The sequence below is a fragment of the Ancylobacter sp. VNQ12 genome (assembly GCF_049445835.1).
Taxonomy (GTDB): domain Bacteria; phylum Pseudomonadota; class Alphaproteobacteria; order Rhizobiales; family Xanthobacteraceae; genus Ancylobacter.
This window is the reverse complement of record NZ_JBMSDU010000001.1, coordinates 259,401-285,623: the sequence shown is the minus strand read 5'-3', so window position 1 is coordinate 285,623 and position 26,223 is coordinate 259,401. Positions and strand designations below refer to the sequence as shown.

General features: G+C 68.7%; 20 protein-coding genes. 16 read left to right on the top strand and 4 right to left on the bottom strand.

The window, feature by feature from the left end; genetic code table 11:
* Position 1: 1 nt before the first annotated feature.
* A complete protein-coding gene (locus tag ACO2RV_RS01270; protein WP_423288982.1) occupies positions 2–1,228 on the bottom strand; it encodes a glycoside hydrolase family 5 protein in 1,227 nt (408 codons plus the stop codon).
* 120 nt (positions 1,229–1,348) lie between these two features.
* Between ACO2RV_RS01270 and ACO2RV_RS01265 the strand changes: the two genes are divergently transcribed.
* From ACO2RV_RS01265 to ACO2RV_RS01250, 4 genes are all read left to right on the top strand, one after another.
* Positions 1,349–2,680: a GntP family permease gene (locus tag ACO2RV_RS01265; RefSeq protein ID WP_423288980.1), complete on the top strand. Its 1,332-nt coding sequence runs from the start codon at positions 1,349–1,351 to the stop codon at positions 2,678–2,680.
* Between the two features lie 15 nt (positions 2,681–2,695).
* Complete coding sequence (locus ACO2RV_RS01260; RefSeq protein ID WP_423288978.1) at positions 2,696–4,135, top strand: GH1 family beta-glucosidase; 1,440 nt, start codon at positions 2,696–2,698, stop codon at positions 4,133–4,135.
* Between the two features lie 197 nt (positions 4,136–4,332).
* Positions 4,333–4,602 carry an acyl carrier protein gene (locus ACO2RV_RS01255; protein WP_423288976.1) on the top strand — a complete coding sequence of 90 codons (270 nt, stop codon included), beginning with the start codon at positions 4,333–4,335 and terminating at the stop codon, positions 4,600–4,602.
* Positions 4,602–5,816, top strand: coding sequence for a beta-ketoacyl-[acyl-carrier-protein] synthase family protein (locus ACO2RV_RS01250; protein ID WP_423288974.1), 1,215 nt, complete (start codon positions 4,602–4,604; stop codon positions 5,814–5,816). Before ACO2RV_RS01255 ends, ACO2RV_RS01250 begins: the two co-directional genes overlap by 1 nt.
* A gap of 7 nt (positions 5,817–5,823) precedes the next feature.
* Here ACO2RV_RS01250 and ACO2RV_RS01245 read toward each other — a convergent pair whose 3' ends face one another.
* Positions 5,824–6,789: a LysR family transcriptional regulator gene (locus tag ACO2RV_RS01245; RefSeq protein WP_423288972.1), complete on the bottom strand. Its 966-nt coding sequence runs from the start codon at positions 6,787–6,789 to the stop codon at positions 5,824–5,826.
* 85 nt (positions 6,790–6,874) lie between these two features.
* Here ACO2RV_RS01245 and ACO2RV_RS01240 point away from each other — a divergent pair, with 85 nt between their 5' ends.
* From ACO2RV_RS01240 to folD, 6 genes are all read left to right on the top strand, one after another.
* Entirely contained in the window at positions 6,875–8,125 is a 1,251-nt protein-coding gene (locus ACO2RV_RS01240; protein WP_423288970.1) for a sarcosine oxidase subunit beta family protein, read from the top strand.
* Between the two features lie 208 nt (positions 8,126–8,333).
* The gene (locus ACO2RV_RS01235; RefSeq protein WP_423288968.1) at positions 8,334–8,597 is read left to right on the top strand and encodes a sarcosine oxidase subunit delta; all 264 of its coding nucleotides are present in this window, start codon (positions 8,334–8,336) and stop codon (positions 8,595–8,597) included.
* Positions 8,594–11,557, top strand: a complete 2,964-nt coding sequence (locus ACO2RV_RS01230) for a sarcosine oxidase subunit alpha family protein (RefSeq protein ID WP_423288966.1) — start codon at positions 8,594–8,596, stop codon at positions 11,555–11,557. Before ACO2RV_RS01235 ends, ACO2RV_RS01230 begins: the two co-directional genes overlap by 4 nt.
* Positions 11,550–12,158 (top strand): sarcosine oxidase subunit gamma, encoded by a 609-nt coding sequence (locus ACO2RV_RS01225; protein WP_423288964.1) that lies wholly within the window; start codon positions 11,550–11,552, stop codon positions 12,156–12,158. The genes ACO2RV_RS01230 and ACO2RV_RS01225 overlap by 8 nt, the downstream gene beginning before the upstream one ends.
* 94 nt (positions 12,159–12,252) lie before the next feature.
* Positions 12,253–13,122, top strand: coding sequence for a formyltetrahydrofolate deformylase (purU, locus tag ACO2RV_RS01220; protein ID WP_423288962.1), 870 nt, complete (start codon positions 12,253–12,255; stop codon positions 13,120–13,122).
* 10 nt (positions 13,123–13,132) lie between these two features.
* A complete protein-coding gene (gene folD / locus ACO2RV_RS01215) occupies positions 13,133–14,005 on the top strand; it encodes a bifunctional methylenetetrahydrofolate dehydrogenase/methenyltetrahydrofolate cyclohydrolase FolD (RefSeq protein ID WP_423288960.1) in 873 nt (290 codons plus the stop codon).
* A 9-nt stretch (positions 14,006–14,014) separates the two neighbouring features.
* Here the strand turns inward: folD and sthA are convergent, their stop codons facing one another.
* Complete coding sequence (sthA, locus tag ACO2RV_RS01210) at positions 14,015–15,409, bottom strand: Si-specific NAD(P)(+) transhydrogenase (protein ID WP_423288958.1); 1,395 nt, start codon at positions 15,407–15,409, stop codon at positions 14,015–14,017.
* 179 nt (positions 15,410–15,588) lie between these two features.
* Between sthA and ACO2RV_RS01205 the strand changes: the two genes are divergently transcribed.
* Entirely contained in the window at positions 15,589–16,251 is a 663-nt protein-coding gene (locus ACO2RV_RS01205) for a helix-turn-helix domain-containing protein (RefSeq protein WP_423288956.1), read from the top strand.
* 3 nt (positions 16,252–16,254) lie between these two features.
* On the opposite strand, the gene ACO2RV_RS01200 is transcribed toward ACO2RV_RS01205, so the two are convergent.
* Complete coding sequence (locus ACO2RV_RS01200) at positions 16,255–17,706, bottom strand: helix-turn-helix domain-containing protein (RefSeq protein ID WP_423288954.1); 1,452 nt, start codon at positions 17,704–17,706, stop codon at positions 16,255–16,257.
* A gap of 308 nt (positions 17,707–18,014) precedes the next feature.
* On the opposite strand from ACO2RV_RS01200, the gene ACO2RV_RS01195 reads away from it, so the two are divergent.
* From ACO2RV_RS01195 to scpA, 5 genes are all read left to right on the top strand, one after another.
* A complete protein-coding gene (locus ACO2RV_RS01195) occupies positions 18,015–19,550 on the top strand; it encodes an acyl-CoA carboxylase subunit beta (RefSeq protein WP_423288952.1) in 1,536 nt (511 codons plus the stop codon).
* Positions 19,551–19,559: 9 nt separating this feature from the next.
* Positions 19,560–21,575 carry an acetyl-CoA carboxylase biotin carboxylase subunit gene (locus ACO2RV_RS01190; RefSeq protein ID WP_423288950.1) on the top strand — a complete coding sequence of 672 codons (2,016 nt, stop codon included), beginning with the start codon at positions 19,560–19,562 and terminating at the stop codon, positions 21,573–21,575.
* A 16-nt stretch (positions 21,576–21,591) separates the two neighbouring features.
* Complete coding sequence (locus tag ACO2RV_RS01185; protein WP_423288948.1) at positions 21,592–23,487, top strand: methylmalonyl-CoA mutase family protein; 1,896 nt, start codon at positions 21,592–21,594, stop codon at positions 23,485–23,487.
* A gap of 26 nt (positions 23,488–23,513) precedes the next feature.
* Positions 23,514–23,882: a hypothetical protein gene (locus ACO2RV_RS01180; protein ID WP_423288946.1), complete on the top strand. Its 369-nt coding sequence runs from the start codon at positions 23,514–23,516 to the stop codon at positions 23,880–23,882.
* Between the two features lie 70 nt (positions 23,883–23,952).
* A complete protein-coding gene (scpA, locus tag ACO2RV_RS01175) occupies positions 23,953–26,109 on the top strand; it encodes a methylmalonyl-CoA mutase (RefSeq protein ID WP_423288944.1) in 2,157 nt (718 codons plus the stop codon).
* Positions 26,110–26,223: the final 114 nt, after the last annotated feature.

Below are 26,223 nucleotides of genomic sequence, written 5' to 3'. Positions count from 1 at the left end.
CCTACGGCGCTTCGAGCCCCAGCGAGGCGACATAGCCGCGATTGACGGTGGTGTTGGCGAATTTCGCGTTCTCGATATAGGCGGCGAGCGTCGCCGCCACCGCCTCACGCGAGGGCTTCGCCATGCCGTCCCATTGCGCGCGCGGCACCGAGCCGAAGGCGGCAATAGCGTCCCAGCCCTCGGGCTTGGTGATGGAGGAGACGGTCGAGCGGGAGTCGAGATTCTTGTAGGTCCAGAAGCTCCAGCCGATGTTGAAGCGCTCATTCATCGCGCGGTATTTGGCGTTCCACTCATCGGTGAGCTCGCCGGTCTCGCCGAGGAAGATCGGCACGCCCCAGCGATTGGCGAAGTTGACGTAGTCCTGCACCTCGCGCCGCTCCGGGCTCGCCCAGAACTTGTGGTAGGAGTAGCCGAGATTGTCCGCGAAGGGCGGGCCGAACACGCCGAAATTGGTGCTCCACTGCGCCGCCGCCAGAATGATCGGGTGGTTGGGATCGGCCTCGCGGATTGCAGCGGCGATCTCCTGATAGAGCGGTTCGAGGCGCGGATTCAGGTAATCGATGTCGTGATAGGGCGAGATCGGCTCGTTGAGCAGATCATAGGCCAGCACCGTCGTTTCGTCCTTGTAGCGTGCGGCGATGGCGCGCCACAGGGTGATGGTGCGCCTTTGATACTCCGGCACGTAGAAGGTCAGGGGGTAGCCGACCCCGTCGTCGTGGTTCACCCCGGTCTGCCCGCCGGGCGCGGCGTGGATGTCGAGGATCAGCTTGATGTCGTGCGCCTTCGCCCAGCGAACCGCCCGGTCGATCAGCGCCCAGCCTTCGCCATCGGGATCGACCTTGGAGGGGTTCTTCGGGTCGAGGAAGAACTTCCAGTGCAGCGGCACGCGCACCGTGGTGAAGCCGGCCGCCTGCAGGAAGGCGAAGTCGTCCTCACCGACATAGACGTCGCGGAACTCCCGCCAGAATTTCGCGGCCTCCTCGGGCCCGGCGAGATAGGAAATGACGTCCTCGATCTCGCGCGGCGAGCGCTGCACCTTGAACTTGAACATGTAGCCTTCCGGCAGCAGCCAGTTGCCGAAGCTCATGCCCTTGATCTTGTAGGTCGACCCGTCCGGCCGGACGAAGCGCGTGCCCTCCGCCCGCACGAAGCCGGGCGCCGGCTGGGCAAAAGCGGGGCCGGCGAGAAGCAGCAGCCCGGAGGCGAGGAGGAGAACGCGGCGCATCATGGTCCGGCAACCTAGTAAAGCCGCCGGCCGCCGGCAATGGCGAAGCGCCACGGTGACAGCGCCGCCGCCGCGCGCTAATCGATAAAAGAACCCGCCCCACCCTCGGCACTCCCGGAAAAAATGTCGCTCTATCAGGCCGCTTACTTTGCCGTCGCGCTGGTGCTGCTGGCGCTCGCCGTCCAGCGCGGGCGGGTCCAGCCCTTCCTGGCACTGCTCGTCGCCGCCATCGGCTTCGGCTATGCCGCGGGCATGTCGACCAGCCATGTCGGCAAGGCGTTCGGCCTCGGCTTCGCGCAGAGCGTGAACGCACTCGGGCTCACCGTGGTCGCGGCCGCGCTCATGGCGGAGATCGCCGACGCGACCGGCGCCACCGCCTGGCTGCAGCATGCCGCCGCCGGCCGACGCCGCCGCTCGCTGCCGCTGGCGCTCATCGGCCTCGTTGGCGGCCTCGCCTCCACGCCCGCCGCCGCCTTCGCGGTGCTGAACCCGCTGCGGCGGGGATTTGGCGGCGACAGTCCGCGCTCGGCACTGGTGCTCGGCCTGTCGCTCTCGGCGAGCCACGGCCTCATCATTCCCGCCCCGGTCATGCTGGCGAGCCTCACCATTCTCGCTGCCGACTGGACGCTCTCGGTCGCCTTCGGCCTGCCGGTCGCGGTGCTGTTGGCACTTGTCGGCCTCGGGCTGGCGCGGGCGACAACGAGCGGCGAAGCCCTGCCGGTCGACACCGCCGCCACCATCGCCGGCACCAGCCTGCACGCCCCCCGGCGCGGCGCCTGGGCGCTGTGGCTGGCGAGCGCGGTGCTGGTCGGCCTGCTCATCACCCAGTCGCTCGGCGACATCGCCTCTGAGCCGCTGGGCGGCGGCTCGAACCGCGAATTCCTCATCGCGCTCGGCCGACCGACCCTGCTGCTCATCGTCGGCACCGGCCTGCTCCTGCTGCTGAGCTGGCACTGGGAGCCGGGCGGGCTGACCGAGGAAGGTTGGGCCGGGCGGGCGATCCGCCGCTCCGCCGGGCTGGTGCTGCTCATCGGCGCCGCCGGCGGCCTCACCAAGATCGCGCAGGAAACCGGCATGCCGGAGATGAACGCCGAGCGCCTGCTCGGCATCGCGCCGTCCGGCGCGCTGGCACTCATCCTGCCCTTCGCCCTCGCCGCCATCGTCAAGACGCTGCAAGGCTCCTCGCTGGTTGCTTCGATCACCGCCGCCGGGATGATGATGGAGCTGGTCGGCCCGCTCGGCCTCGACGATCCGGCCGGGCGCACGCTGGCGGCGCTGGCCATCGGTGCCGGCGCGATGACCGTCTCGCATATAAATGACGGATTGTTCTGGCTGGTTGGGCAGGCCGCACGCCTGCCGGCCGGCTCGGTGCTCGCCCGGTTCTCGCTGGCAACGGCGGTACAGGGCATGGCCGCGCTCGCCGCGCTGATCGTGCTGCGCCTGTTCTTCCACTAGGCTGGACCCATGCCGATGCTTCGCCGCCGAGACTTCCTCGCTTCCGCCGCAGCCGCTGCAGCCCTGCCGGTGCTGCCGGCCGGCGTTTCAGCGCAGACCGCCGCTTCGCCCGCCGGCGCGCCGCGCATTCCGCCCGGCTTCGTCTGGGGGGCCTCGACCTCGGCCTACCAGATCGAGGGCGCGGTGAAGGAAGGCGGGCGGCTGCCCTCCATCTGGGACACCTTCTCGCACACGCCGGGCCGCATCGCCGACGGCACCAATGGTGACGTCGCCTGCGACCACTACAACCGCTATGCCGGCGACGTCGACCTGATGTCGCAGGCCGGCTTCCAGGCCTACCGCTTCTCCATCGCCTGGCCGCGCGTCATGCCGCAGGGCACCGGCCCGGTGAACCCGGCGGGGCTCGACTTCTACGACCGCCTCGTCGACAAGCTGCTGGCGCGCAACATCCTGCCCATGGCCTGCCTCTACCACTGGGACCTGCCGCAGGCGTTGCAGGACCGCGGCGGCTGGCACAATCGTGACATTGCGAACTGGTTCACCGACTATGCCCGCGCCACCGTTTCGCGCCTCGGCGACCGGGTGAAGCCGTGGGCGATGCTGAACGAGCCCTCGGTGCACGCCATCTTCGGCCATGGCTTCGGCAATCACGCGCCGGGGCTCACCGGCTGGGAGAGCTATGTGCGCGCCCAGCACCACCAGAACCTCGCGCAGGGCACGGCCATCACTGCCCTGCGCAGCGTGCGCAGCGACCTCAAGCTCGGCACGGTGTTCTCGCTGCAGCCGATCTTCCCCTCCTCGCCACAGCCGCAGGACGTGGCGGCGGCGAGCCGCTTCGACGCCTGCTGGAACACCATCAACCTCGACCCGCTGTTCCACGGCCGCTACCCCGCCGGCTTCGAGCAGGCCTTCGCGCCGCTGGTGCAGGCGAACGACATGGCGGCGATCCGCGTGCCGGTGGACTTCCTCGGGGTGAATTATTACGGCCCGTCCTGGATCAAGCACGACCCCGCTGCCTTCCTCGCGCAGGCCGGCTATGGCGCGGTGCCGGACGGCACGCCGCGCACGCTGCTCGGCTGGCCGATCAGCGCGCAGGGGCTGACGCAGGTGCTGGTGCGGCTGCGCGACGGCTATGGCAACCCCACCACCTTCATCACCGAGAACGGCGCCTGCTACGAAGACCCGGCCCCGGCGAACGGCGTGGTGAACGATCCCGAGCGCACCGCCTACATCCGCGCCCATCTCGACGCCTGCGCCGCCGCCATCAGCCAGGGCTGCGCGCTGAACGGCTATTTCGTCTGGTCGCTGCTCGACAATTTCGAGTGGGCCGAGGGCAAGCGGCGGCGCTTCGGCGTGACCCACGTCGATTTCGACACGCTGGCGCGCACGCCGAAAGCCTCGCTGCTCTACCTCTCGCAGCTCATGCGGGCGCAGGGCCGCGCCGCCACGCCGTAGCGAACGGTGCGCCCCTGCCACTGGCGTGACATGCGCCGGACACATATGTCGTTCATCTGACGCTGGTATTCGCGCGAACCTGGATTGTGCTACCAAGCGCGATGCGAGCGGACGTCATCCCGGCGGATGGCGGGCAAGAATGTCAGGCAAAAGGCCACGGCAGGAGTGCCGGGGCGAGAGTGAAAGTCGAGCGGACCATGCAGACAGACGATCCCGCCATTGCCGAAATCGTCGCCTTCATCGCTGGCGAAGTGGGCGTCGACGCAACGCTGCTGACCCCCGACACGCCGGTAGCGGAACTCGGCATCTCCTCGCTCGACCTGATCGAGACCATCTTCAAGCTGGAGAGCCGCTTCGGCATCGAGATTCCCAATGACGGCCCGCTGAACGGCAACGACGTTACGGTCGGCACGCTGGTCGAGCATGTCGCCGCCCTGCTCGCCGCGAAGAACGCCGCGTCCGCGTGATGGCAGCGCGCGTCGCGATCACCGGCCTCGGCTCGCTCTCCGCGCTCGGCAATGACGTGGCCGCGCATCTGGCGGGGCTGCGCGCCGGCACGGTCGGCATTGGCGAGACGCAGGGCGTCGACGTCTCCTCGATGAAGACGAAGATCTCCGCCGAGGTGCGCGGCTTCCGGCCGGAGGAGCATTTCGAGCCGCGCCAGCTCGGGCTGATCGACCGCACCTCGCAATTCGCCGTCGTCGTCGCCCGTCAGGCGCTGGCCGATGCCGGCCCGGCGCTGGAGGGCGTGGCACGCCACCGCGCCGGCGCCATCTTCGCCGCCTCGGTCGGCTTCCACGCCGTCGACGACAGCTACCACAAGCTCTATTTCGAGAAGGCGCCGCGCCCGCACCCCTTCACCGTGCCGCGCGCCATGCCCAGCGGCCAGGTGAGCCATATCACCATGGATCTCGGCATTCACGGCCCCTCCTTCTCCATCGCCTCGGCCTGCTCCTCGGCGTCGCATTCCGTCGGCACGGCCTTCCACATGATCCGTTCCGGCATGCTGGATGTCGCGGTCGCCGGCGGGGCGGAATCGCAGCTCACCTACGGCATGCTGAAGAGTTGGGAGGCGCTGCGGGTGCTCGCCACCGATGGCTGCCGGCCCTTCTCGAAGGATCGCGGCGGCCTCGTCGTCGGCGAGGGCGGCGGCGCCGTGGTGCTGGAGAACATGGAGCGCGCCATCGCCCGCGGCGCCACCATTCATGCCGAGATGATCGGCTTCGGCATGAGCGCCGACGGCCGGGACATCACCGCCCCCGACATGGAGAGCGCCGCCGCCTCGATGCGCTTCGCGCTGGAGGATGCCGGCCTTGCACCGGAGGCGGTCGATTATGTCAGCGCCCACGGCACCGCCACCGCGCTGAACGACAAGACCGAGACGGCGGCGCTGCGCCATCTGTTCGGCGCTCACCTGGCGAAGCTGCCGGTGTCGTCGTCGAAGTCGCAATATGGCCACACCATGAACGCCTCGGGCGCGCTGGACCTCGTGACCACGGTGCTCGCGCTGCGCGAGGGCTTCCTGCCGCCGACCATGGGTTTTCGCGAGTTCGATCCCGAGTGCGACCTCGATTGCGTGCCGAACGCCGCGCGCAACGCTGCGATCGGGACCGCCATCTCGTCGAGCTTCGCCTTTGGCGGGCTCAACGCCGTGCTGGCGCTGAAGCGCTACGAGGGCTGAAGACCCCTCACCCCTCCACCCTGAACTCCGCCGCCAGTTTCTCGCCGACCAGCGCCTGAATGGTGGGGATTTCCACCGCCAGCCGCGCCCGGCAGAAATCCGCGACGTCGCGCGGCAGGCGGCCGAGCTCCTGCCGGCGCGCGATCAGCGTCAGGTGCCGCGTCAGCCCCGGTCCGGGCAGCGGCCAGCAGGCCAGCCCGTCCAGCGCGAGCCCTGCCTCGATGAGGCAGAGCGGCGTGGTGATGGCGAAGCGCCCGCCGGCGGCGACGCTCGCGGTCACGCCGAACGGCGTGTCGAACTCCAGCGGACGCGGCAGATCGAGTCGCAGCCGGCGCAGATGCCGCTCCACCTCGATGCCGGTCTTGGAGCGGGCGGAAAACCGCACCAGCGGCACCTGCCGCGCCAGTTCTTCGAGGTCGGCGGCGCGCTGGGGGCGTGGCAGATGCGCCGGCATCAGCAGCACATAGGGCTCGGCAAGCAGCGGCCAGCGCTCCAGCCCCTCGATCTCCTCCAGTTCATCGGCGCCGACCAGCAGATCGAGCTGCCGGGTCAGCAGCGCCCCGGCATGCGAGGCGGTGAGGCCAGAGAGCAGCGAGACCTGCTCGGCCTTCTCGCCCAGCGCCTGCGCCAGCGGCGCCATCAGCACGCGCGAGAGCGAATCGACGAGGCCCGCGCGCAGCAGCGGCAGGCGCGCATGTTCCGCCTCGCGCAGCAGCGGTGCGATCTGCCGGGCTTCCGAGAGCAGCGCGCTCGCCCGCTGGCGCAGCGCGCCGCCCGCCGCCGTGAGGGCCAGCGGCCGGGCGGAGCGGTCGAACAGCGCGATGCCCATGCGCCGCTCCATCTCGGCGACGGCCTGCGAGATCGCCGGCTGGGTCAGCCCGAGCCGCCGCGCCGCCTGCGCCATGGTGCCGGCATCACAGACCGCGAGGAAAATCTCCAGCGCCCGCAGATCGAAGGGGAATGTGTCCGCCATAGGCCGCCACTCTATAATCAAAACTTATATTATCAGCACAAACAGTTCGTACTATAGCTCATTCAGTCATCTCGCAGGCGAGCTCATGCGCTATTCTTGGCTCAGCATTCTGAAGAACGGTCTCACCGGCCAGTCCGGCTGGACCCCCGCCTGGCGCGATGCCGCGCCCAAACCCGCTTATGACGTCATCATCGTCGGCGGCGGCGGGCATGGGCTGGCCACGGCCTACTACCTCGCCCGCGTCCACGGCATCCGCAATGTGGCCGTGATCGAGAAGGGCTATATCGGTTCCGGCAATGCGGGGCGGAACACCACCATCATCCGCTCCAACTACCTGCTGCCGGGCAACGAACCGTTCTACGAATGGTCGATGAAGCTGTGGGAAGGGCTGGAGCAGGAGCTGAACTACAACGCGATGGTCAGCCAGCGCGGCATCCTCAACCTCTACCACTCCGATGCCCAGCGCGACGCCTATGCAAGGCGCGGCAACGCCATGCGGCTGAACGGGGCGGACAGCGAGCTGCTCGACCGCGAGCAGGTGCGGGCCATGTACCCGTTCTTCGACTATGACAATGCGCGCTTCCCGATCCAGGGCGGGCTGATGCAGCGCCGCGCCGGCACCGCCCGCCACGACGCCGTGGTGTGGGGCTATGCCCGCGGCGCCGACCGGCTCGGCGTCGACATCGTCCAGAACTGCGAAGTCACCGGCTTCCTGCGCGAGGGCGAGCGGGTCATCGGCGTCGAGACCACGCGCGGCCCGATCCGAGCGGGCAAGGTCGGCATGGCGGTGGCGGGCTCGACGACGCGGGTCGCCTCGCAGGCCGGGCTGCGCCTGCCGATCGAGAGCCATGTGCTGCAAGCCTTCGTCTCCGAGGGGCTGAAGCCGACCATCGACGGCGTGGTGACCTTCGGCGCCGGGCACTTCTACATCAGCCAGTCCGACAAGGGCGGGCTGGTCTTCGGCGGCGATATCGACGGCTATAATTCCTATGCCCAGCGCGGGAACCTCCCCGTCATCGAGGATGTCGCCGAAGGCGGCATGGCCCTGATGCCGCGCATCGGCCGGGTGCGGCTCCTGCGCATGTGGGGCGGCATCATGGACATGTCGATGGACGGCTCGCCGATCATCGACAGGACGCCGCTGCCGGGGCTCTATCTCAATGCCGGCTGGTGCTATGGCGGCTTCAAGGCGACGCCGGCCTCGGGCTGGTGCTTCGCCCATCTGCTGGCCAAGGACGAGCCGCACGCGACTGGCGGCGCCTTCCGCCTTGATCGCTTCCGCACCGGCCATCTCATCGACGAGAAGGGAGTCGGCGCCCAGCCGAACCTGCACTGATGATGGCCGCGCGCACCTTCCCCCTCACCCCACCCCTCTCCACAGAACTCGGCTGTTGCCGAGTTCTGCCCGTCCAAAGATCAATCTCGGCAACAGCCGAGATTGATTCGGGGAGAGGGAGCCGGTCGCCCTTCACCTCTCCCCGTGGGGGAGAGGTCGGATCGCCCCGCGATCCGGGTGAGGGGCTTCTTCCCGGAGACCGCCTCTGATGCGCATCCCCTGTCCCTATTGTGGCGAGCGCGACGCCCATGAATTCAGCTATCTCGGCGACGCGACGCTGACCCGCCCCGACCCGGCCGCGCCCGCCGCCGAGGAGCGCTTCCACGATTATGTCTATCTCCGAGACAACCCGGCCGGCGCGCACAAGGAGTGGTGGTACCACGCCAATGGCTGCCGCCAGTGGGTGAAGGTCGAGCGCGACACCCGCAGCCATGCCATCGGCGGCGCCAGCCTCGCGAGGAGCGGATCATGAGTCGTCTCGCAAAGGGCGGCCTCATCGACCGCGCCCGCCCGCTCGCCTTCTCCTTCGACGGCAGGAGCTATCAGGGCTTTGCCGGCGACACCCTGGCCTCGGCGCTGCTCGCCAATGACGTGCGTCTGGTGGGCCGCTCGTTCAAATATCATCGCCCGCGCGGCATCCTCTCGGCCGGGCCGGAGGAGCCGAACGCGCTGGTCGAACTGCGCTCCGGCGCGCGGCGCGAGCCCAACACCCGCGCCACGGTCGCCGAGCTCTATGACGGGCTGGAGGCGACCAGCCAGAACCGCTGGCCCTCGCTGGATGTCGACCTGCTCAGCGTCAACCAGCTGTTCTCGGCCTTCCTCGGCGCCGGCTTCTACTACAAGACCTTCATGTGGCCGGCCAAGGCGTGGGAGAAATTCTACGAGCCGGTCATCCGCCGCGCGGCGGGCCTCGGGCGCGCGGCCGAGGAGGCCGACCCCGACCATTACGAGAAGGCCACGACCTTCTGCGACGTGCTGATCGTCGGCGCCGGCCCGGCCGGGCTGATGGCGGCGCTCGCGGCCGGGCGTTCCGGTGCGCGCGTCATCCTGGCGGATGAGGACTTCCTGCCCGGCGGGCGGCTGAACGCAGAAGCCCGCGAGATCGGCGGCCATGCCGGATCCGCCTTCGCCGCCCAAACCGCCGCCGAACTGGCCAGCCTGCCCAATGTGCGGGTAATGACCCGCACCACCGTGTTCGGTGTCTATGATTCCGGCACCTATGGCGCGCTGGAGCGCGTCGCCGACCATTTTCCGGTGCCGCCCGCCTTCCAACCCCGCCAGCGGCTGTGGCGCATCGTCGCCCGCCGCGCGGTGCTGGCCGCCGGCGCCACCGAGCGGCCGATCGTCTTCGCCGGCAATGACCGGCCGGGCGTGATGCTGGCGGGCGCGGTGCGCAGCTATATCAACCGCTTCGGCGTGGCGCCGGGCAGCCGTATCGCCGTCTTCGCCAATAATGACGACGCCTGGCGTGGCGCCTTCGAGATGAAGGCGGCCGGCGCGCATGTCGAGGCGATCGTCGACGTGCGCGGCGGCATTGCTCCCGCCCTCGCCGGCGAGGCGGCGACGCTCGGCATCCGCACCCTGCTCGATGGGCGCGTCACCGGCACCCATGGCAAGCTGCTCAGTGCCGTCGATGTCACCGCCGGCGGGCGCTCCGAGCGGCTTTATGTCGACACGCTGGCGGTCTCCGGCGGGTGGTCGCCCAATGTGCACCTCACCTGCCACCATGGCGGCAAGCCGGCATGGAACGAGACCCTCGCCGCCTTCGTGCCCGGCACCACGCCGCCCGGCCTGACGGTGGCCGGCGCGGCATTGGGGAGCTTTGCCCTCGGCCGCGCGCTGCAGGAAGGCGCGGTGAAGGGCACGGCGGCCGCCAGCGAACTCGGCTTTCCCGTGCCCCCGCTCGCCATTCCCGCCGTGGCGGAAGAGAGCGTCTCGGTCACGCCGTTCTGGCATGTGCAGGGCTCGAAGGGCCCGGCCTTTGTCGACTTCCAGAACGACGTCACCGCCAAGGACGTGACCATTGCCCACAAGGAGGGCTTCCGCTCGGTCGAGCACCTCAAGCGTTACACCACCTTGGGCATGGCGACCGACCAGGGCCGCACCTCCAACGTCACCGGCCTCGCCATCATGGCGAGCCTGACCGGCTCCACGATCCCCGAGACCGGCACCACCATCTTCCGCCCGCCCTACACCCCGGTTTCGCTCGGCGCGCTGGCCGGGCACCATCGCGGCAAGGACTTCCGGCCGATCCGCCTCACGCCGACGCACGAATGGGCGAAGGCGCAGGGCGCGGTCTTCATCGAGACCGGCGCGTGGCTGCGCGCGCAGTACTTCCCGCGCGCCGGCGAGACGGACTGGCTCACCACGGTGAACCGCGAAGTGAAGGCGGTTCGCTCCTCCGTCGGCCTGATCGACGTGTCGACCTTCGGCAAGATCGACCTGCAAGGCCCCGATGTCGGCGCCTTCCTCGACCGCGTCTACATCAACGGCTTTTCGACGCTGGCGGTGGGCAAGGCGCGCTATGGCGTCATGCTGCGCGAGGACGGCATGGTGATGGACGATGGCACCACGGCGCGGCTCGCTCCCGAGCACTATGTGATGACGACGACCACGGCCAACGCCGCCAAGGTCTTCCAGCACCTCGAATTCTGCCTGCAGGTGCTGTGGCCGGAGCTGGACGTGTCCATCGCCTCGGTGTCCGAGCAATGGGCGCAGATCGCGCTGGCCGGTCCAAAGGCGCGCGACGTGCTGGCCCGCGTGGTCGATGCCGACACCGACGTCTCCAATGAGCGCCTGCCCTTCATGGGGGCGATCGAGGCGCGCGTGATGGGCGGGGTGAAGGCCCGGCTGTTCCGCGTCTCCTTCTCCGGCGAGCTGGGCTACGAGATCGCGGTTCCCGCCCGGCAGGGCGCGGCGCTGGCGCAGGCGCTGATGAGCGCGGGCGCGGCGTTCGGCATCACGCCCTACGGCATCGAGGCGCTCGGCGTCATGCGCATCGAGAAGGGCCATGTCTCCGGCAACGAGCTGAGCGGCCAGACCACGGCGCGCGACCTCGGACTGGGGCGCATGGCCTCGACCAAGAAGGACTATATCGGCCGGGTGATGGCCGGCCGCACCGGCCTGACCGACCCCGATCGCCCGAGCCTTGTCGGCTTCCGGCCGGTGGACCGCAGCCAGCGCCTGCGCGCGGGGGCGCATTTCCTCAGCCCCGGCGCGGCGGCGAGCGTGGAGAATGACGAGGGCTACATGACCTCGGTCGCCTATTCTCCGCATCTCGGCCATTGGATCGGGCTCGGCCTTCTCAAGAACGGGCCGGAGCGCATCGGCTACCGCGTGCGGGCCTATGACCCGGTGCGCGGCGGAGATTTCGAGGTCGAGATCTGCGCACCCGGCTTCATCGATCCGGAAGGGGAGCGGCTCCGTGGCTGACCATCTCGACCATCCGCTCGCCGCCCTCGCCTTCGACACGGTGGCAACCGCCGGGCATTACGGCCTTGCCGGCACCACCGGCATCACCGCCACGCGGCTGGACGGCATCGCCATCGCCACGCTACAGGCCCGCAAGGGCGCGGGCGCGGCGCTGGTGGAGGCGCTGCGGCAGTCCCTTACCCCAGCCTTCGTCGACGCGCCGCGCGCGGTGGCGGCCGGTAATGCCGTGTTCGTCGGCACCGGCCCGGCGCGCTGGCTGGCGCTGTCGGACGAGGACGCGGAGCTTGCCGCGACGCTGAAAAACGCGGCCGGCCCGCTCGCCGCCGTGACCGAACAGAGTGCCGCCTACATCGTGTTCGAACTGTCCGGCCCGAAAGTGACGGACATCCTCGCCAAGGGCGCGCTGATCGATCTCGATCCGCGCGTATTCCAGATCGGCGACGCGGCAACCACCGTCATCGCCCATCTCGGCGTCACGCTCTGGCGCGCGAGCGAGGAGCGTTGGCGCCTGCTGGTTGGGCGCAGCTTCCACGCGGCGTTCTGCCGCTTCCTCATCGCCAGCGCCGCGGAGTATGGGCTTGAGCTCGATGGGCGAGGTTGAACGCGGCGCGACGCGCGCTTCACGGCAATCCGCTTCTCCCTTAAAAGCCGGTCGAGCGCGGCGCAGCGCCGCCGGCAGTCCGTTGAGAGTTCCGATGACCGAGACGACACCTCCCTACGTCCTCACCCTCTCCTGCCCCGATCGGCCCGGCATCGTCGCCGCGGTCGCGACCTTCCTGTTCGAGCGCGGCGGCAACATCCTCGAAGCGCAGCAGTTCGACGACACCGAGAGCGGCCGCTTCTTCATGCGCGTCATGTTCAGCCGCGCGGGCGATGCGGGTTCGCTGGAGACGCTGAAGGAAGAGTTCGAGGCGGTGGCGCAGCGCTTCTCCTTCAACTGGCGCCTGCGCCCGCGCGGCGCCAAGCGCAAGGTCATGCTGCTGGTCTCCAAGTTCGACCACTGCCTCGCCGACCTGCTCTATCGCTGGCGCATCGGCGAGATTCCGATGGAGATCGTCGGCATCATCGCCAACTATCCGCGTGAGACCTACGCCCATCTCGATTTCGACGGCATCCCGTTCCACTATCTGCCGATCACCAAGGAAACCAAGATGGAGCAGGAGGCCCAGCTGTGGGACCTGTTCCAGAAGTCCGGCGCCGAGATCGCCGTGCTGGCGCGCTATATGCAGGTGCTCTCGGACGGGCTCTCGGCCAAGCTGTCGGGCCGCTGCATCAACATCCACCACTCGTTCCTGCCCGGCTTCAAGGGTGCCAAGCCCTATCACCAGGCGCATGCGCGCGGCGTGAAGCTGATCGGCGCCACGGCGCATTACGTGACCTCCGACCTCGACGAGGGCCCGATCATCGAACAGGATGTCGAGCGCATCACCCATCAGGATTCGGCCGAGGATCTCGTGCGCAAGGGCCGCGACATCGAGCGCCGCGTGCTGGCGCGCGCGCTCGCCTGGCACCTCGACGACCGGGTGCTGACCAATGGCCACAAGACCGTCGTGTTCCGCGACTGAGGAGGCTGAGATGACCGAGACCCGCCTCATCGACGGAAAAGCCTTCGCCGAGAAGCTGCGCGCCCGCATTGCCGGCGAGGTCGCCGCCTTCGAGAGCACGACCGGCGTGAAGCCCGGCCTTGCCGTGGTGCTGGTCGGGGAAGACCCCGCCAGCGCGGTCTATGTGCGCAACAAGGGCAAGCAAACGAGCGAGGCCGGCATGGCCTCGTTCGAGCACAAGCTGCCGGCGGAAACGCCGCAGGACGAGGTGCTGGCGCTGGTGCGCGCACTCAACGCCGACCCGGCCGTGCACGGCATCCTCGTGCAGTTGCCGCTGCCCGGCCATATCGACGCGCAGGCGGTGCTCTCGACCATTGATCCGGCCAAGGATGTCGACGGCTTCCACGTGGTGAATGCCGGACGGCTCGCGGTCGGGCTCGACGCGCTTGTGCCCTGCACGCCGCTCGGCTGCGTGATGCTGCTCAAGGACACGCTCGGCAGCCTCGCCGGGCTGGAAGCGGTAGTGGTCGGGCGCTCCAACATCGTCGGCAAGCCGCTGGCGCAATTGCTGCTGCGCGAGGACTGCACCGTCACCATCGCCCATTCGCGCACCCGCGACCTGCCCGGCGTGTGCCGGCGCGCGGACATCCTCGTCGGCGCGGTCGGCCGCCCGGAGATGATCAAGGGCGACTGGATCAAGCCCGGCGCCACGGTGATCGATGTCGGCATCAACCGGGTGGCGGGAGCCGACGGCAAGAACCGGCTGGTCGGCGACGTGGTGTTCAACGAGGCACAGGGCATCGCTGGCGCCATCACCCCGGTCCCCGGCGGCGTCGGCCCGATGACCATCGCCTGCCTGCTCGCCAACACGCTCACGGCGGCAAAGCGGCTGGTGGGGGCCTAGCCGGCCCCCTCACACCCGGCTCATCCGGTTCCACGCATCGAGCCCGGCGATCTTGTAGGCTTCGGCCAGCGTCGGGTAGTTGAACGTGTTCTCGATGAAATAGTCGATCGTGCCCTTCAGGTTCAGCACCGCCTGACCGATGTGGATGAGTTCGGTCGCGCCTTCGCCGACGATGTGCACGCCGAGCAGCCGGCGGCTCTTGGTCGAGAAGATCATCTTCATCATCCCGTTGTTCAGCCCCATGATGTGGCCGCGCGAGGTCTCGCGGAAGCGGGCGATGCCGCACTCGTACGGGATCTCGCGCTTGCGCACCTCCTCCTCGCTCATGCCGACGGTGGACATTTCCGGCACCGAATAGATGCCATAGGGGAAGAATTCCGGCGGCGGCGGCGGTTGCAGGCCGAAGGCGTGGCAGGCGGCGACGCGGCCCTGCTCCATCGAGGTGGAGGCAAGGCTGGGGAAGCCGATCACGTCGCCCGCCGCGTAGATATGCGGCACGGCGGTTTGCAAAGTCTTCGGCTCGACCACGATGCGCCCGCGATGGTCGACCGCAAGGCCCGCCGCCTCCAGATTCAGCCTGTCGGTGGCACCCACGCGCCCGGCGGCGAACAGCAGCATGTCGGACTGCACGGTGCGCCCGTCGGCCAGCTTGCAGACCGGCCGCTCATCCGGCCCCAGCGTGATCGAGGCGACGGCGGAACCCAGCCGCAGCCCGACATTGCGGTCGCGCAGCTCGTGGATGAATTCCTCGATCAGTTCCTTGTCGATGAAGTCGAGGAAGCTCGCGCGGGGTTCTATGAGCGTCACCGCCACGTCGAGCGCCGAGAAGATCGAGGCGTATTCGACGCCGATCACCCCGGCGCCGATGACCGCGAGGCTGCGCGGCAGCTTGGGCAGATCGACGATCTCGTCGCTGTCGAACACGCTCATGCCGTTGAACGGCACATAATCCGGGCGGAACGGGCGGGTGCCGACCGCGATCAGCACATGCGCGCCGGTGACCTTGATGATGTCACCATTGTCTTCCGTGATCTCGATGGTGTGCGGATCGACGAAACGCGCCTCGCCGCGTGCGGTCTTCACCCCGTTGCGGGCGAACTGATGCTCCAGCACCTCGACCTCATGGTCGAGCGTCTTGTGCAGCCGCGCCATCAGGTCACCGGCACAGATGTCCTGCTTCACCCGGTAGGAGCGGCCGTAGAACCCGCGCTCGCGCCAGCCGGAGAGGTTGAGCACCGTCTCGCGCAGGGTTTTGGAGGGGATGGTGCCGGTATGGACCGACACCCCGCCGACGCGCCGTCCCTTCTCGATGACGAGCACGGACTTGCCGATCTTGGCGGACTGAACGGCGGCGCGCCGGCCCGAAGGGCCGCTGCCGATGACGATCATGTCGAAGTCGTACATGGAATGGCGGGCCCGCTCGCTGGCAGGGAGGGAGGGAATAAGTACTCCTGCCAATGCACGATGAATGCCAAGACGGGATGACAATTATGACGGATGATGACGCCGAAATCCGTCCGGGGGCTTGGCTTTTGCGAAGGATCGGGCTCCCATCGGGCAGGTAGCGCGAGGGGAATCGGGCATTGGGCGACGACAGGAACAAGCAGGGCAAGGCCGCCGAGGCCCTCATCGACGAACTGAGCACGGGCTCCGGGGCACCCAGCGCCAATGAACGCACGCTCGAACAGGCACTCGGCCTTCAGGTGCGCGCGATCCGCCGCGATCTCGACCTCACCGTTTCCGATCTCGCCAGCGCGGCGGGGATCTCGGTCGGCATGCTGTCGAAGATCGAGAACGGGCTGATCTCGCCCTCGCTCTCAACGCTTCAGTCCATCTCCAACGTGCTGAACGTGCCGATCTCGACGCTGTTCTCCGGCTTCGAGGAGAAGCGCGACTGCTCCTTCGTGCCGGCCGGACAGGGCGTGCATATCGAGCGGCGCGGCACCAAGGTCGGCCACCAATACGAGCTGCTCGGCCATGCGCTGGGCGGCGAGGTGGCGGTGGAGCCCTACCTCATCACGCTGAGCGAGGAGGCGGTGCCCTATACCGGCTTCCGCCATGCCGGGGTGGAGTTCATCCACATGCTCTCCGGCGAGGTGGTCTATCGCCATGGCGACCGCAACTATCACCTGCGGCCCGGCGATTCGCTGCTGTTCGACAGCGCCGCCACCCATGGCCCGGAGGAACTGCTGGTCCGGCCGATGACATACCTTTCGATCATCATCTACCCGCGCGAGCCGCGCTGAACCTCACCCCTCCCGCACCGAGAACGGCACGATGCCGCGCCGGTCGGGATCGAGCACGATCTCGCGGTCGAGCGGGGGAAAGGCGCGCTCCGGGCAGCTGGCGCGCGGGCAGATGCGGCAGTTGACGCCCAGCGGCGCCACGCTCGCCGCGCGCAGATCCAGCCCGTCGGAATAGACCAGCTCGCCGGCATAGGAAATCTCGCAGCCGAGCCCCAGCGCGAAGCGCCGCTCTCGCTGGCCATGGCGGATCGGCGGGCGCGAGGCGACGCGCGCGAGGCAGAGATAGCGCACGCTGTCGGGCATCTCGCCGACCTGCACCAGCGTGCGCGCCGGCTGCTCGAACGCCTCGTGCACGTTCCACACCGGGCAGGCGCCGCCATAGCGGGCGAACTGGAAGCGCGTGGCGCTGTGGCGCTTGATGACGTTGCCGGCGCGGTCGACCTTCAGGAAATAGAACGGCACGCCCTTTTCGCCCGGACGTTGCAGCGTGGAGAGCCGGTGGCAGACCTGTTCCAGGCTCGCCCCGGTCATGGCGGAAAGCAGATCGAGGTCGTGCCGCTTCTCGCGGGCGAGCCGGGCGAAGCGGCGATAGGGCAGGATCAGCGCGCCGGCATAGTAGTTCTGCAACGACAGCCGACAGACCTCGCGCGCGGTGTTGCTGCGGAAGCCGGCATCGAGCACATGCTGGTCGATGAGCTCGCTCTGCTCGAAGCGGGCGATCAGCGCCGCGAGGCGGAAGGCCTGCCCGGCGCGGTCGAGCGTGCGCGATAGCGACGCGGCGCGACGGTGCCGGTCATAGGTCAGCAGCGGCGCGTCGAGGTCGTCAGCCGGCGCGACATCGACCATGATGTCGTGGTGCTGACGCAGATGCTGCACCAGCACCTCCACCGCGTCCGTGCGGGCGAACAGGTCGAGTGCGGCGCTGCGCTCCTCACCCGCGCGGTCGAGGCCGTCGACATAATTGTCGATGTAGTGGAAATGGTCGCGCACCTCCTCATAAGGCGCGAGGTTGCGGGCCTCCTCGGGCGCCGCGCCGCCATCCACCTCGCGGGCGACGGAGACCACCGCATCGTCATGCGCGGCGCGGCGCTCCTCCAGCCGGCGCATGGCGCCGTGCAGGCGCAGGAAGGCATGCGCGAAGGCGGGGGCGTGGGTGGTGGCGTTCTTCAGGTCCTGCAAGCTGGGCTCCAGCCCGCGGAACACCGGGTCGGCCAGGGCTTCGCGCAGATCCGCAACGATACGGTCGAGATCGTCGGCGCCGAAGCGTGTAATGTCGACGTCGAAGGTGCGGCTGATCGCGAGCAGCACCGCGGCCGTCACCGGGCGCTGGTTGCTTTCGATCTGGTTGATGTAGCTCGGCGACAGCGAGAGCCGCCGGGAGAAATCGATCTGGGTCAGGCCGAGCCGCTCGCGCACATTGCGCACGGCATGCCCGGCGAACACTTTCTTCGACATGGTCTGCCTCCAGCGGACCGATCTACGGAGCACCGTCATCCTGAGGTGCGAGCGAAGCGAGCCTCGAAGGATGGACCTTGAGCGCGCCAGGGCGAGTATCCTTCGAGGCCCGGCCGCTGGCCGGGCGCCTCAGGATGATGGCGCGCAGGAGGAAAGCCCGCTCAGCCAGCGCCGTCGATTTTGTGAATTTTTTACAGTTTTACGATCCGCATTTTCACATCTTATGTTTTGTCCCGCAAGGGCCTAGAAGCAAAGCGAGTGGCCGCGAGGCGACCGAAGGTCCGAGGAAACGCCAAGGGAAGCGCCCGATGAAGCACATTCTCGATGAGCTCGAACAGCGCCGCGCCGGCGCCCGCCTCGGCGGCGGCGAAAAGCGCATCAATGCCCAGCACAAGCGCGGCAAGCTCACCGCCCGCGAGCGCATCGAGCTCCTGCTCGACACCGGCTCCTTCGAGGAGTTCGACACCTTCGTGCAGCACCGCTGCGCCGATTTCGGCATGGACAAGGCCGAGAAGATTCCCGGCGACGGCGTCGTCACCGGCTGGGGTACGGTGAACGGGCGCCGGGTCTTCGTCTTCGCCAAGGACTTCACCGTGTTCGGCGGCTCGCTGTCGGAGGCGCATGCGGCCAAGATCACCAAGATCCAGGATCTCGCGCTGAAGACCCGCGCGCCGATCATCGGCCTGTTCGACGCCGGCGGGGCGCGCATCCAGGAGGGTGTCGCCGCGCTCGGCGGCTATGGCGAGGTGTTCAAGCGCAACGTGCTGGCCTCCGGCGTCATCCCGCAGATCTCCGTCATCATGGGCCCCTGCGCCGGCGGCGACGTCTATTCGCCCGCCATGACCGACTTCATCTTCATGGTGCGGGACACGAGCTACATGTTCGTCACCGGCCCGGAGGTGGTGAAGACCGTCACCAACGAGACCGTCACCTCCGAGGAACTGGGCGGCGCCAAGGTACACACCACCAAGTCCTCGGTGGCCGACGGCGCCTATGAGAACGACGTCGAGTGCCTGCTGCAGATCCGCCGGCTGATCGACTTCCTGCCGGCCAACAACCAGTCCGGCGTGCCGGAATGGCCGAGCTTCGACGATGGCGAGCGCATCGACGCCTCGCTCGACACGCTGGTGCCGGACAACCCGAACAAGCCCTACGACATGAAGGAGCTGATCGGAAAGCTGGCCGATGAGGGCGATTTCTTCGAGATCCAGCAGGGCTTCGCCGCCAACATCATCACCGGCTTCGGCCGCATCGAGGGGCGCACGGTCGGCTTCGTCGCCAACCAGCCCATGGTGCTGGCCGGCGTGCTGGATTCCGATGCCTCGCGCAAGGCGGCGCGCTTCGTGCGCTTCTGCGACGCCTTCGAGATCCCCATCGTCACGCTGGTCGACGTGCCCGGCTTCCTGCCCGGCACGGCGCAGGAATATGGCGGGCTGATCAAGCACGGCGCCAAGCTCTTGTTCGCCTACTCGCAGGCCACCGTGCCGCTGGTGACGGTAATCACCCGCAAGGCGTTCGGCGGCGCCTATGACGTCATGGCCTCCAAGCATGTCGGCGGCGACGTCAACTATGCCTGGCCGACCGCGCAGATCGCGGTGATGGGCGCCAAGGGGGCGGTGGAGATCATCTTCCGCGCCGACATCGACGATCCCGCCAAGATCGCCGAACGGACGAAGGAATATGAGCAGCGCTTCCTCTCGCCGTTTGTCGCCGCCGAGCGCGGCTATATCGACGAGGTGATCACACCCCGCTCGACCCGCAAACGCCTCGCCCGCGCCCTCGCCATGCTGGCCTCGAAGAAGATCGAGGCCCCGGCGAAGAAGCACGACAACCTGCCGCTCTGAGGTTCAGCCATGTTCAAGAAGATCCTCATAGCCAATCGCGGCGAGATCGCCTGCCGCGTCATCAAGACCGCGCGCCGTATGGGCATCAAGACGGTCGCCGTCTTCTCCGATGCCGACAAGGACGCGCTGCATGTCGAGATGGCGGACGAGGCGGTGCATATCGGCGCCGCCCCGGCCGCGCAGTCCTACCTCATCGCCGAAAAGATCATCGAGGCCGCCAAGCTCACCGGCGCCGAGGCGGTGCATCCCGGCTACGGCTTCCTGTCCGAGCGCGCCAGCTTCGCGCAGGCGTTGAAGGATGCCGGCATCGTCTTCATCGGCCCCAATCCGGGGGCCATTGAGGCGATGGGCGACAAGATCGAGTCGAAGAAGGCGGCGGCGGCGGCGAATGTCTCCACCGTGCCCGGCTATCTCGGCGTGATCGAGGATGCCGAGCACGCGGCGAAGATCGCCGACGAGATCGGCTATCCCGTGATGATCAAGGCCTCCGCCGGCGGCGGCGGCAAGGGCATGCGCATCGCCCATTCCCGCGACGAGGTGCAGGACGGTTTCGACCGTGCGCGCTCGGAGGCGAAGTCCTCCTTCGGCGACGACCGGGTGTTCGTCGAGAAGTTCATCGTCGAGCCGCGCCACATCGAGATCCAGGTGCTGGGCGACAAGCACGGCAACGTCATCTATCTCGGCGAGCGCGAATGCTCGATCCAGCGCCGCAACCAGAAAGTGGTCGAGGAAGCGCCCTCCCCGCTCCTGGACGAGGCCACCCGCAAGCGCATGGGTGAGCAGGCGGTCGCGCTGGCAAAGGCGGTGAATTATGACAGCGCCGGCACGGTGGAGTTCGTCGCCGGGCAGGACAAGTCGTTCTACTTCCTGGAGATGAACACCCGCCTACAGGTCGAGCACCCCGTCACCGAGCTGGTCACCGGCATCGATCTCGTGGAGCAGATGATCCGCGTCGCGGCCGGCGAGCCCCTGTCGATCACGCAGAACGAGGTGAAGCTCAAGGGCTGGGCGGTCGAGTCCCGCGTCTATGCCGAGGACCCCTACCGCTCCTTCCTGCCCTCCATCGGCCGGCTGACCCGCTATCGCCCGCCGGCGGAAGGCGTGAAGAACGCCGTCACCACCCGCAACGACACCGGCGTCTATGAGGGCGGGGAAATCTCGCTCTATTACGACCCGATGATCGCCAAGCTGATCACCCACGCGCCGACGCGCGAGGAGGCGATCGAGGCGCAGGCCGACGCGCTCGACGCCTTCGCCATTGACGGCATCCAGCACAACATCCCGTTCCTCGCCGCGCTGATGGCGCATGAGCGCTGGCGCAAGGGCCATCTCTCCACCGGCTTCATCGCCGAGGAATATCCCGACGGCTTCCACCCCACCGCGCCGACCCCGGCGCTGGCGCGCAAGCTGGCGGCGGTGGCGGCGGTGATCGACAATGTCGGCAATGCGAGGAAGCGCCGGATCTCCGGCCAGCTCGCCGGCCGGCCGGTGGTGTTCGAGCATCAGCGCGTGGTCGATCTCGGTGGGCTGCACCTGCCCTGCGAGGTCGACCGCGCGGCGGGTGGCTTCATCGTCACCTTCCTCGACGCGGATGGCCGGCCCGATGGCACGCATGAGCTGCGTGCGGGCTGGCAGCCGGGCGAACCGGTGTGGAGCGGCGTGTTCGACGACGAGGCGATCAGCGTACAGGTGCGCCCGCGCCTCAACGGCGTGGCGCTGGCCCATCGCGGCGTCGCTGTGAGCGCCACCGTCTATACAAGACGCGAGGCGGAGCTTGCCGCGCTGATGCCGGAGAAGCTCGACACCGGCAGCGGCAAGCAGTTGCTCTGCCCGATGCCTGGCCTGGTGGTTTCCATCGCGGTCTCGGAAGGGCAGGAAGTGAAGGCGGGCGAGGCGCTCGCCGTGGTCGAGGCGATGAAGATGGAGAATGTGCTGCGCGCCGAGCGCGACGCGACGGTCGCCAGGATCATCGCCAAGGCCGGCGACAGCCTCGCGGTCGATGCCGTCATCCTCGAATTCGCCTGAGACGGGGGGAGCGGACATGGACCAGACCGCCCTGGATCTCGACCTCGCTTCCTTCCCCACTGCCTCGCGCGAGGACTGGCTGAAGCTGGTCGAGGGCGTATTGAAGGGCGCGCCTTACGATAAGCGCATGCTGACGCGCACGGCCGACGGCTACACCCTCGACGCGCTGCCCGAGCGACGGCGCGCGGCGGGGGTGATCGCCGGGCGCCCGGCCGGCGCACCGTGGAAGATCATCGCGCGCATCGACCATGACGACGCCGCGCTGGCAAACGACCAGTTGCTGGAAGACCTGAACGGCGGGGCCGACGGCGCCACGCTGGTCTTCGCCTCGGCGCCTTCCGCCGGCGGCTTCGGCCTGCCGGTCCGGCACGAGGAACTCGTCCGGGTGCTCCACGGCGTGATGCCGGAACTGGTCACGCTGCGCGTCGAGGCGGGGCGCTATCAGGGTCGTGACATCGCGCTGCTGCTGGCCCGCCAGTTCGAGGCGTTCGATCCGGCCCGGCTCGACATCCGCTTCGGGCTCGATCCCATTGGCGACTTCGCCGCGCTCGGCGCCGCGCCCATCGAATGGGACGCGCTGTCGGCCCGGCTCGGCCAGACCGTGGCGACGCTGCGCGCGCGCGGGCTCGCCGCGCCGATGGTGCGGGCGGACGGTCGGCTGCACCACGCCGCCGGGGCTACCGATGCGCAGGAACTTGCCGCCGTGCTCGCAACGGCCACCGCTTATCTGCGCACGCTGGAAGCCGCCGGCCTCGCGCTGGAAGATGCTGCGGCCGCCATCGAGGTGGCGCTCACCGCCGATGTCGACCAGTTCGCCACGCAGGCCAAGCCGCGCGCCTTCCGCCAGCTCTGGGCGGCGGCGCTCGGCGCCTGCGGCGTGGAGGCCAGGCCCGTCGCCCTCCACATGGAGACGGCATGGCGTTCGCTGACCCGGCGCGACCCGTATGTGAACCTGTTGCGCGGCACCGTCGCCGCCTTCGCTGCGGGCGTCGGCGGGGCGGACAGCCTTGCCGTGCTGCCGTTCACTCAAGGACTCGGCCTGCCGGACAGCGCCGCCCGCCGGCTGGCGCGCAACACGCAGATCATCCTGATCGAGGAATCCAACATCCATCGCGTCGCCGATCCGAATGCGGGTGCCGGCGCCATCGAGGAACGCACGGAGAAGCTGGCGTCCACCGCCTGGGAGCTGTTCCGCCAGATCGAGCGCGAGGGCGGCATGGTGGAGAGCCTCAGCTCGGGCGCCTGGCAGCACCGGATCGCGGCGGCGCGCGCGACCCGCGCGAAGGACGTCGCCGCCCGACGGCTGCCACTGACCGGCACGTCGGAATTCCCGCTGGTCGGCGAGAGCGTACCCTCCGTGCTGGCGCCGGCCCGCCACGCCGCCGCCGCGCTGCCGGCGGAAGGCGCGCTGTTGTGCGAGCCGCTGGCGGCCGGGCGCCTCGCCGCGCCGTTTGAGAGGTTGCGCGAGGCGGCCGAGGCCGCGAACCCGGCGCCGCTTGCGTTCCTCGCCGGCCTCGGCACGCCGGCGGACTTCACCGCCCGCGCCGGCTTCGCCAGAACCTTCCTCGAGGCGGGCGGCATCGAAGCGCCGCCCAATGACGGCTTCGCCGATCCGGCGGCACTGGCGGAAGCCTTCCGCGCCTCCGGTGCCCGGCTCGCCTGCCTGTGCTCCTCGGACGCGGTCTATGCCACGCAAGCCGTGACGGCGGCCCAGACACTGAAGCAGGCGGGTGCCGAACTCGTCTTGCTTGCCGGCAAGCCAGGCGAGCAGGAGACCGCCTGGCGCGCAGCGGGCATGGACGGCTTCCTCTTCGCCGGTGCGGATCTGCTTGAGGTGCTCGGCGACCTGCATGCACGGCTCGGCATCGCCGGGAAGCGGATCGATATGGCCGTGGGGCCGTTATCCCCATGAGCCAACTTCATCGAAAGGAAAGTGCCATGACCTTTCCATTGCAGACGTCGATCATCATCGCGGTGCTCGCCATCGTTGCCAACAGCGCACCCGCCTTCGCCCGTACCGATCGGCATGACGGCATCTGGACCGTGACCACCTCCGCCGAGGACGGTTCCTGCGGCACCAATTACGACTTCAAGATGCGCGTCCGGGCCGGCGAGGTCACCTATGCCGGTATGTGGCCTGTGAAGGCGACGGGCGGCATCAACGCGGCCGGGCTGATCCGCATGGACCTCGCTCATGGCGGGCGTCATGTGAAGGCGACCGGCCTGGTGCGTGGAGATACCGCCTCGGGTGACTGGACGTCGCCGAAGCCGGCCTGCACCGGATCGTGGGTCGCGAAGAAGGCCTGAGCGTGAACGGGGTCCGAAGGACCCGGAAGGGGCGTCCGCCGAGGCGGGGGCCAGATGCGAGGAAGGCACGATGAGCCGCATTCCGAACTTCGCCGCGATCGACTGGGCGAGCCCCGCGCCGGGCGTGCCCTCCATCGCCGCCGAGCCGTGGACCACGCCGGAGCGCATCGCGGTGAAGCCGCTCTACGGGGCGGAGGACATTGCCGGCCTGTCGGTCGTCGACAGCTATCCCGGCATCGCACCCTTCCTGCGCGGACCGTACCCGACCATGTACGCCACCCAGCCCTGGACCATCCGGCAATATGCCGGCTTCTCCACGGCGGAGGATTCCAATGCGTTCTACCGGCGCAACCTCGCCGCCGGGCAGAAGGGCCTCTCGGTCGCCTTCGACCTCGCCACCCATCGCGGCTATGACAGCGACCATCCGCGCGTCGCCGGCGATGTCGGCATGGCGGGCGTCGCCATCGACTCGATCTTCGACATGCGCACGCTGTTTTCCGGCATTCCGCTGGATCAGATGAGCGTGTCCATGACCATGAACGGCGCGGTGCTGCCGATCCTCGCGCTCTATGTCGTGGCCGCCGAAGAGCAGGGCGTGAGCCCGGCGCAGCTCTCCGGCACCATCCAGAACGACATCCTCAAGGAGTTCATGGTCCGCAACACCTACATCTACCCGCCGACACCCTCGATGCGCATCATCTCCGACATTTTCGCCTTTACGTCCAAGGAGATGCCACGCTTCAACTCGATCTCGATCTCCGGCTATCACATGCAGGAGGCTGGCGCGACGCAGGACCTGGAACTCGCCTACACGCTGGCCGACGGGCTGGAATATGCCCGCGCCGGCGTCGCCGCCGGCCTGCCCATCGACGCCTTCGCGCCGCGCCTGTCGTTCTTCTGGGCGATCGGCATGAACTTCTTCATGGAGGTCGCCAAGCTGCGCGCCGCCCGGCTGATCTGGGCGAAGCTGATGCAGGACATCGGCGCGCAGAACCCGAAGTCGCTGCCGCTGCGCACTCATTCGCAGACTTCGGGCTGGAGCCTGACCGCGCAGGACGTGTTCAACAACGTCATGCGCACCATGGTCGAAGCCATGGCGGCGACACAGGGCCACACCCAGTCGCTGCACACCAACGCGCTCGACGAGGCCCTCGCTTTGCCGACCGACTTCTCAGCCCGCATCGCCCGCAACACGCAGATCCTGCTGCAACAGGAGAGCGGCACGACGCGCGCCATCGATCCCTGGGGCGGCTCGTTCTATGTCGAGCGCCTCACCGCCGATCTCGCCGCCAAGGCGCTGGCGCACATCGCCGAGGTCGAGGAGCTGGGTGGCATGGCCAAGGCGATCGAGGCCGGCATTCCCAAGCTGCGCATCGAGGAAGCCGCAGCGACCACGCAGGCGCGCATCGATTCCGGCGCGCAGACCGTTGTCGGCGTGAACAAGTACAAGCCCGAGCGCGAGACGCCGATCGACGTGCTCCGCGTCGACAATTCGGCCGTGCGCGCGGCGCAGCTGGAAAAGCTGGCGCGCCTCAGGGCCGAGCGCGACCCGAAGGCGGTGGAAGCTGCGCTGACCGCCTTGCAGAACGGCGCGGCGGGACATGGTAATCTGCTTGCGCTCGCCATCGACGCCGCCCGCGCCAAGGCGACGGTGGGCGAGATATCGGACGCGCTGGAGCGCGTGTTCGGCCGGCACCGGGCGGAAATCCGCGCGGTTTCGGGCGTCTACAAGCGGGAGGCGGGAGCGATGAGCGACAGGGTGGCCCGCGTGCGCGAGCGTGTCGAAGCCTTCGAGCACGAGGAAGGCCGGCGCCCACGCATCCTCGTCGCCAAGGTCGGGCAGGACGGGCATGACCGAGGCCAGAAGGTCATCGCCTCCGCCTTCGCCGACCTCGGCTTCGACGTCGACATCGGGCCGCTCTTCGCCACGCCGCAGGAGGCAGCGCGGCAGGCGGTGGAGAACGACGTGCATGTCATCGGCATCTCCTCGCTCGCCGCCGGCCATCTCACGCTGGTGCCGCAGGTCAAGGCGGCGCTTGCCGCCGAGGGGCGGCCGGACATCATGGTGGTGGTCGGCGGCGTGGTGCCGCCGCAGGATTACGAGGCCGTGCACGCCGCCGGTGCCGAGGCGATCTATCCGCCCGGCACGGTGATCGCGGAAGCCGCCGAGGGGCTGCTGGACAAGCTGGGCGAGCGGCTCGGGCACAAGCGTGCGGCGGCGGAGTAGCCTGCATCCCCGCGACCCCGGCGCCTAGATACCGGGCGAAGCTGACCAAAGATGCAGCACGGCGGCTCGGCAGGGGCCGGCCTGCCGCCGCCTGCCCCGGTCGCCGCGGCCGGA

Bases quoted from the DNA above. Each gene is read 5' to 3' on its own strand.
- ACO2RV_RS01270 (WP_423288982.1), bottom strand. From the start codon at position 1,228: ATGATGCGCCGCGTTCTCCTCCTCGCCTCCGGGCTGCTGCTTCTCGCC.
- ACO2RV_RS01265 (WP_423288980.1), top strand. From the start codon at position 1,349: ATGTCGCTCTATCAGGCCGCTTACTTTGCCGTCGCGCTGGTGCTGCTG.
- ACO2RV_RS01260 (WP_423288978.1), top strand. From the start codon at position 2,696: ATGCTTCGCCGCCGAGACTTCCTCGCTTCCGCCGCAGCCGCTGCAGCC.
- ACO2RV_RS01255 (WP_423288976.1), top strand. From the start codon at position 4,333: ATGCAGACAGACGATCCCGCCATTGCCGAAATCGTCGCCTTCATCGCT.
- ACO2RV_RS01250 (WP_423288974.1), top strand. From the start codon at position 4,602: ATGGCAGCGCGCGTCGCGATCACCGGCCTCGGCTCGCTCTCCGCGCTC.
- ACO2RV_RS01245 (WP_423288972.1), bottom strand. From the start codon at position 6,789: ATGGCGGACACATTCCCCTTCGATCTGCGGGCGCTGGAGATTTTCCTC.
- ACO2RV_RS01240 (WP_423288970.1), top strand. From the start codon at position 6,875: ATGCGCTATTCTTGGCTCAGCATTCTGAAGAACGGTCTCACCGGCCAG.
- ACO2RV_RS01235 (WP_423288968.1), top strand. From the start codon at position 8,334: ATGCGCATCCCCTGTCCCTATTGTGGCGAGCGCGACGCCCATGAATTC.
- ACO2RV_RS01230 (WP_423288966.1), top strand. From the start codon at position 8,594: ATGAGTCGTCTCGCAAAGGGCGGCCTCATCGACCGCGCCCGCCCGCTC.
- purU (WP_423288962.1), top strand. From the start codon at position 12,253: ATGACCGAGACGACACCTCCCTACGTCCTCACCCTCTCCTGCCCCGAT.
- folD (WP_423288960.1), top strand. From the start codon at position 13,133: ATGACCGAGACCCGCCTCATCGACGGAAAAGCCTTCGCCGAGAAGCTG.
- sthA (WP_423288958.1), bottom strand. From the start codon at position 15,409: ATGTACGACTTCGACATGATCGTCATCGGCAGCGGCCCTTCGGGCCGG.
- ACO2RV_RS01200 (WP_423288954.1), bottom strand. From the start codon at position 17,706: ATGTCGAAGAAAGTGTTCGCCGGGCATGCCGTGCGCAATGTGCGCGAG.
- ACO2RV_RS01195 (WP_423288952.1), top strand. From the start codon at position 18,015: ATGAAGCACATTCTCGATGAGCTCGAACAGCGCCGCGCCGGCGCCCGC.
- ACO2RV_RS01190 (WP_423288950.1), top strand. From the start codon at position 19,560: ATGTTCAAGAAGATCCTCATAGCCAATCGCGGCGAGATCGCCTGCCGC.
- ACO2RV_RS01185 (WP_423288948.1), top strand. From the start codon at position 21,592: ATGGACCAGACCGCCCTGGATCTCGACCTCGCTTCCTTCCCCACTGCC.
- ACO2RV_RS01180 (WP_423288946.1), top strand. From the start codon at position 23,514: ATGACCTTTCCATTGCAGACGTCGATCATCATCGCGGTGCTCGCCATC.
- scpA (WP_423288944.1), top strand. From the start codon at position 23,953: ATGAGCCGCATTCCGAACTTCGCCGCGATCGACTGGGCGAGCCCCGCG.